We start from the raw sequence: 5,763 nt of genomic DNA on the forward strand, positions 1-5,763 counted from the left end.
TATCGGGGAATGCGGAGGATCCCCGGTGCTTGAGCGCCGCTCCGTTGGCGTATTCAGGGGCGTTGTTCGCACCGCTCGTGCATTCGGGCGGCGGCTGGCGTTGTGGTCGGGGGATTTGTGCCACGATGTCCCGCATCGGGAAAACCGGGAGGCGGAGAGATGCGCGAAGTGCGTTGGGCGTCGCTCGAAGGCGACGGGGTCGAACATCTGACGTTCGACCGGAGCGGCGGCGGGATCGTCGTCGAAAGCGCGGTGGTCGGCCAGCGGTACGGCCGTGCGTACGGGCTCGCGTATCGCGTTGAATGCGACGCGCACTGGCGCGTGACCTGTGCGGTGCTCAAGGTGATGGGCGGCGGCACGCTCGAATTGCGCAGTGACTGCGCCGGCCATTGGCACGACGGCTCGGGCCGCGCACTGCCGGTTCTCGACGGCTGCATCGACATCGACATCGCGGCGACGCCGTTCACGAATTCGCTGCCGATCGGCCGTCTCGGGCTCGCGCGCGGCGAGCGGCGGCCGATCGACGTCGCGTACATCTCGACGCCGGACCTGAAGGTCACGCCGGTCAAGCAGGCCTATGCGTGCCTCGAGCCGGGCCGGCGCTACCGCTATGAAGGAATCTTCCGCGACTTCACGGCCGAGATGGAGATCGACGACGACGGGCTCGTCGTCGATTACGAGACGCTGTTCAGGCGCCTGCCGGCGCCCGCGGTACGCTGAACCCTGGCCGCGGCCGGGGCGAGCGCCGGCCGCTCCTGCGCGGACGCGAAGCGGTCGATCCGCGACGCGATCATGTCGGGATGACGCAGCACGATCCAGTGCGTGCCGTCGATTTCCTCGCGCACGTGGTCGCCGAGCCAGCGGTCGAGGTCGACCGACATCTCGGGCGTCACGTAGCGGTCGCGCACCGGTACCAGGATCTGCACGGGCGCCTGCGCGTACCGTTCACGCGGTTTGCGTGCCCGCGCGATGAAGTTCGCGCGGTACAGCTGCAGGCCGTTCAGCGCGTTCTTCAGTTGCACGGGATCGCGCTCGGCCCGCACGCGCTCGGTGAGCTGCAGCCAGCGCGGCCACAATGCCGCACCGCCGAGCCGCCACACCAGCGACGGCACGAGCGGCAGGTGGAAGAACGCGATGTACCACGACTTCAGGCTCTGCTTGAGCCGCATCTTCGCGCGGAACACGTGATCGAGGCACGGGCCCGAGATCGACGTGTACGACGCGATCCGGCCGCGGAACGCGGGGTCGGTCACGGCCTCCCAGCACTGGATCGACCCCCAGTCGTGGCCGACGAGATGGAACGGCCGGCCGCCGCAGGTTGCGTCGGCCACCGCTTTCAGGTCGGCGGCGAGCCGTTCGAGCGTGTAGTCGGCGCGGCGGCGCGGCGCATCGGACGCACCGGCGCCGCGCACGTCGTACGCGATCACACGGTAGCGCTTCGCGAGCCGCGCGCGGATCGGCGCCCACACGGCCGCCGAATCCGGGTAGCCGTGCACGAGGATCAGCGGCGGGGCGCGACGCGACCCGCTTACGTAGACGGCGAGTTTCACGTCGCCGGACTGGACGGTCAGCATCTCGTGGGCGCGCGACATGGCGTCATGCCTGCGGAACCGGGTGCAGCGGCACGCGGCGCGGGGCGGCTTGCGCGGCGTAGCGCGCGTTGGTCGCGTCGATGTTCTCGAGCAGCGTGTCGAGCCCCTGCAGGTACTGATGGTTGTCGTGGTCCCACGGGTGGAAGCCCGGGCGGAAGTAGTCGAGCCATTCGCGCGCGATGCTCGGGAACACGCCGTGCTTCGGGCTGTACAGATACTTCACGAGGCGCCACATGCCGCCGAACTTGCCGTGCTCGCGACGGTGCGCACGCATCAGGCGCACGTGGAAGTCGAACACGATGGTCCAGAAGAACACGGTCGTCGTCAGCATCGTGCCCGTGCGCAGCAGGTAGCTGCCGAGGCCCGGCTTCATCACGGTGGTCCATACGTCGTACGACACCGCCTTGTGCTCGGTTTCCTCCATCGCATGCCACATCCACATCTGCTGGTAGCCTTCGACCGAGCCGTCGATGCGGTGCTCGTGGCCCGACAGCAGCTGGTTCGCGAGGATCGCCGTGTAGTGCTCGAGCGCGATCGTGATCGCGAGCTGCATCGAATGCGGCAGCACCTTCTTGAACCAGCCGAGGATCGTCCACAGGCGCTTGTCGAGCTTGTGCGCGGGCAGGCCGGACGACTGCAGCAGGTCGTTGTATTCGATGTGCTCGCGCGTGTGCATCGCTTCCTGGCCGATGAAGCCGAGCACCTGCTTCTTCAGTTCGGGGTCCTCGATCTGGTCGCGGTAGTTGCGCACCGAATCCATGAAGAAGCGTTCGCCGGCCGGGAACAGCAGCGACAGCGCGTTCATGAAGTGCGTGACGGGCACGCCCTGCACGTGCCAGTCGCGCGCGCGTTCGGGGGGCAGCGCGAAACGGATGTCGCGCCGCACGGGCATCATGTTCGGGGTCATCATGATTGTTCTCCTCCCTGGTTGCCTGCATTGTTGTAGGTGGCGTGCAGCGGCGCGGCCGCCGGCGTGCCGCGTGCGGCGCGGCGGGCCTTCGCGGCCTCGCGGCGCGTTGCGAGCACGACGAGCGCCTGGTACGCGGACGGCAGGATGCGCGCCATCCAGTCCGCACCCTTCGCGTCGCGGCCGATCAGCACGCGGCGCTTGTTCTTGCGCACGCCGGCGAGGATCGTGCGCGCGGCGTCGTCGGCGGTCGTGATGAAGAACTTCTCGAAGCTGTCCTTGCCTTGCTGTTCGCTCTCGACGATGAAGCCGACCATGTTCTTCGCGACACGGCTCGATTGCGCGATGTTCGTGCGGATGCCGCCCGGATGCACGCAGGTCGCCGACACGCCGCACTTCATCATGTCGAGTTCCTGGCGCAGCGATTCGGTGAAGCCGCGCACCGCGAACTTGGTCGCGTTGTAGCCGCTCATGCCCGGCTGCGCGAAGATCCCGAAGATGCTCGACGTGTTGATCACGTGGCCGTCGCCCGATGCCTTCAGGTGCGGCATGAATGCCTTCGTGCCGTGCACGACGCCCCAGAAGTTGATGTTCACGATCCACTCGAGATCGCTGTATTCCATCCCTTCGATCGTGCTCGACAGCGCGACGCCCGCGTTGTTGAAGATCAGGTTGACCTTGCCGTGCTCTTTCGCGGTGTCGTCGGCCCACGCGAACATCGCGTCGCGGTCGCCGACATCCAGCACGCGCGTCGACACGCGCACGTTCGGCGCGATCGTGCGGACGATCCGCTCGGTTTCGGCGAGGCCGACGGCGTTCTTGTCGGCGAGCGATACGTGGCAGCCGGCCTGCGCGAGCTGGATCGCGAGCGAGCGGCCCATGCCCGAGCCGGCGCCCGTGATCGCGGCGACCTTGTTGGCGAAATCTCTCATGTCGGTGGCTCCTTGTCTGGCTCAGGCCGCTTCGGCGGACGTGGAAGTCGAAGCGGAAGCGGCGGGCGCGGCGGCGGGCCGCGCGGTCGTGTCGTGTTGCGGCGCGCGATACGCGTGGTAGTCGGCGATCGAGAAGTGCGCGGTCGCCTGGCGGAAGCGCCACGTGAAGCCCGGCCACAGCGTCGTGTTCTTGCCGGTGCGCGGATCGAGGTACCAGCTCTTGCAGCCGCCCGTCGACCAGATCGCCTTCTTGAGCCGGCCCTGCAGGTCGCTGTTGAACTGCGCCTCGACGAGCGGGCGCACCTCAAGCGCATCCGCACGTTCGCGACGCATCGCCTGCAGTGCGCCGAGGATGTACTCGATCTGCGACTCGATCATGAACACCATCGAGTTGTGGCCGAGGCCCGTGTTCGGGCCGACGATCATGAAGAAGTTCGGGTAGCCGGGCAGCGTCGAGCCGAGGTACGCGTGCGCGCCGTCGCGCCATGCGTCGACGATGTCGAGCCCGCCGCGGCCGATGATCGCGCCGCGCGGATACGGATCGGCCACCTGGAAGCCGGTGCCGTAGATCAGGCAGTCGACTTCATGGCGCTGGCCGTCGGTCGTCACGACCGCGTCGGCTTCGATGTGGTCGATGCCGGTCGTGATCACGTCGACGTTCTTGCGCGACAGCGCCGGGTAGTAGTCGTTCGAGATCAGCACGCGCTTGCAGCCGAGCGTGTAGTTCGGCGTGACGGTCTTGCGCAGCTCCGGATCGGGAATCTGCTTGCGGATGTGGCGCAGCGCGAGCTTCTGCACGTTCTTCATCAGCGACGGATGGATCGCGAAGCCGAGCACGCGCGATTCGAGCATCCAGTAGATGCTGCTGCGCACGGCCTTCTGCGTGAACGGCAGCGTGCGGAACAGCCATTTCTCGAGCCCGGTCAGGTTGCGGTCGGGCTTCGGCATGATCCACGGCGGCGTGCGCTGGAACAGTGCGAGTTCCTTCACGCGCGGCGCGATCTGCGGCACGAACTGGATCGCGCTCGCGCCGGTGCCGATCACCGCGACGCGCTTGCCTTCGAGCGCATAGTCGTGATCCCAGTTCTGGGAGTGGAACGCGCGGCCCTTGAAGTTCTCGACGCCAGGAATCGACGGCAGCGCGGCCCGCGACAGCCCGCCCATCCCCGACACCAGCACGCGCGCCGACAGCCGCTTGCCGTTCGCGAACGTGAGGCGCCAGCGTTGCGCGGCCTCGTCGTACTCGGCGCGCTGCAGTTCGTGGTTCAGGCGCAGGTGCGCGCCGATCCCGAAGCGCTGCACGCAGTCTTCCAGATAGGCGCGGATCTCCGGCTGCGGCGCGAACATGCGCGTCCAGCGCGGGTTCGGCGCGAACGAGAACGAATAGACGTGCGATTGCACGTCGCATGCACACCCGGGGTAATGATTGTCGCGCCACGTGCCGCCGACCGACGCGGCCTTCTCGAGGACGACGAAGTCGGTCACGCCTGTTTGCCGCAGGCGGATTGCCATCCCGAGGCCGGCGAAGCCGGTGCCGATGATGGCGATGTCGATGGTTTCGTCCAGGCCGTCGTGGCCGGGCGGACCGAAAGGCAACGTGCGAGCATTCATCCGGGTGTCTCCGATTTGGCTCATTTTCGAATGTTACATTGTTTGATGTAACGATAGTGGGTGAACCCGGAAACCGCAAGAGGCTAGAAGCGGCGCTCTAAGGGCCGGAAGCCAGACGGGAAAAGGCTGAGCGGGGTTTGGAACGGGCCGGTTTCCGCATCGCGGGATACGCGGAAAGGGCCGTCGACAGGGCGAGAGAGGGAGCAGGCGAGACCGCCGGCGCGCGGCGGTCTGTTTGAAACAGTATCAGGGACGGATCGATCGGGCCGCCGTCTCATGGAAAACCCCGGCCACGATCGTGACCTGCGCGAGCGCATAGAGGCCCCAGATCAGGTAGTCGATGCCCGGAAAGCCGCCGAGGAAGCGGCCGACGCCGATCAGCGTATCGGAGCCGACGAAGATCAGGCTGCCGATGGCCACCAGCGGGCCGCGCGTGCGTGCGGCGAGCGCGAAGCTTGCCATCACGCACAGCACGAGCATGTAGACGGCGACCGGTGCAAGCAACTCGCCGAGGTGCGGGAAGAACGCCGCGTAGAACGCCGGCGCGGCGATCCACAGCCCGATGAGTGCGACGATGCGCCAGCCGTGCGGCCGGGCGCGCCAGCGCATGAAGATCGCGCAATAGCACACGTGCGTGAGCAGGAATGCGCCGAGGCCGAGGACGAACGACAGCGGCCAGTCGGGCAGTGCGAGCAGCACGTCGCCGAGCACGGCCGTCACG

Annotated in this window: 6 protein-coding genes; 1 reads left to right on the forward strand and 5 read right to left on the reverse strand. The window is 67.4% G+C overall.

Annotated elements, in window-relative coordinates:
• The first annotated feature begins 159 nt into the window (after positions 1-159).
• The gene (locus G3N93_RS31965) at positions 160-720 is read left to right on the forward strand and encodes a putative glycolipid-binding domain-containing protein (RefSeq protein WP_206134752.1); all 561 of its coding nucleotides are present in this window, start codon (positions 160-162) and stop codon (positions 718-720) included.
• Here the strand turns inward: G3N93_RS31965 and G3N93_RS31970 are convergent.
• The 5 genes from G3N93_RS31970 to G3N93_RS31990 form a co-directional block, all read right to left on the reverse strand.
• On the reverse strand, positions 675-1,592 hold the full coding sequence (locus tag G3N93_RS31970) for an alpha/beta fold hydrolase (RefSeq protein WP_206134753.1): 918 nt from the start codon (positions 1,590-1,592) through the stop codon (positions 675-677). The two genes, G3N93_RS31965 and G3N93_RS31970, sit on opposite strands and share 46 nt — an antisense overlap.
• Positions 1,593-1,596: 4 nt before the next feature.
• Positions 1,597-2,502 (reverse strand): metal-dependent hydrolase, encoded by a 906-nt coding sequence (locus G3N93_RS31975; protein ID WP_206134754.1) that lies wholly within the window; start codon positions 2,500-2,502, stop codon positions 1,597-1,599.
• Positions 2,499-3,431, reverse strand: a complete 933-nt coding sequence (locus G3N93_RS31980; RefSeq protein ID WP_174937665.1) for an SDR family oxidoreductase — start codon at positions 3,429-3,431, stop codon at positions 2,499-2,501. The genes G3N93_RS31975 and G3N93_RS31980 overlap by 4 nt, the downstream gene beginning before the upstream one ends.
• Positions 3,432-3,452: 21 nt before the next feature.
• Entirely contained in the window at positions 3,453-5,042 is a 1,590-nt protein-coding gene (locus tag G3N93_RS31985; protein ID WP_174943836.1) for an NAD(P)/FAD-dependent oxidoreductase, read from the reverse strand.
• 246 nt (positions 5,043-5,288) lie between these two features.
• Positions 5,289-5,763: lysoplasmalogenase (locus G3N93_RS31990; protein WP_206134755.1), on the reverse strand; the 475-nt coding region annotated here is incomplete at its 5' end.

The sequence above is a fragment of the Burkholderia sp. Se-20378 genome, assembly GCF_017104665.1.
GTDB classification, from domain to species: Bacteria; Pseudomonadota; Gammaproteobacteria; order Burkholderiales; family Burkholderiaceae; genus Burkholderia; species Burkholderia lata.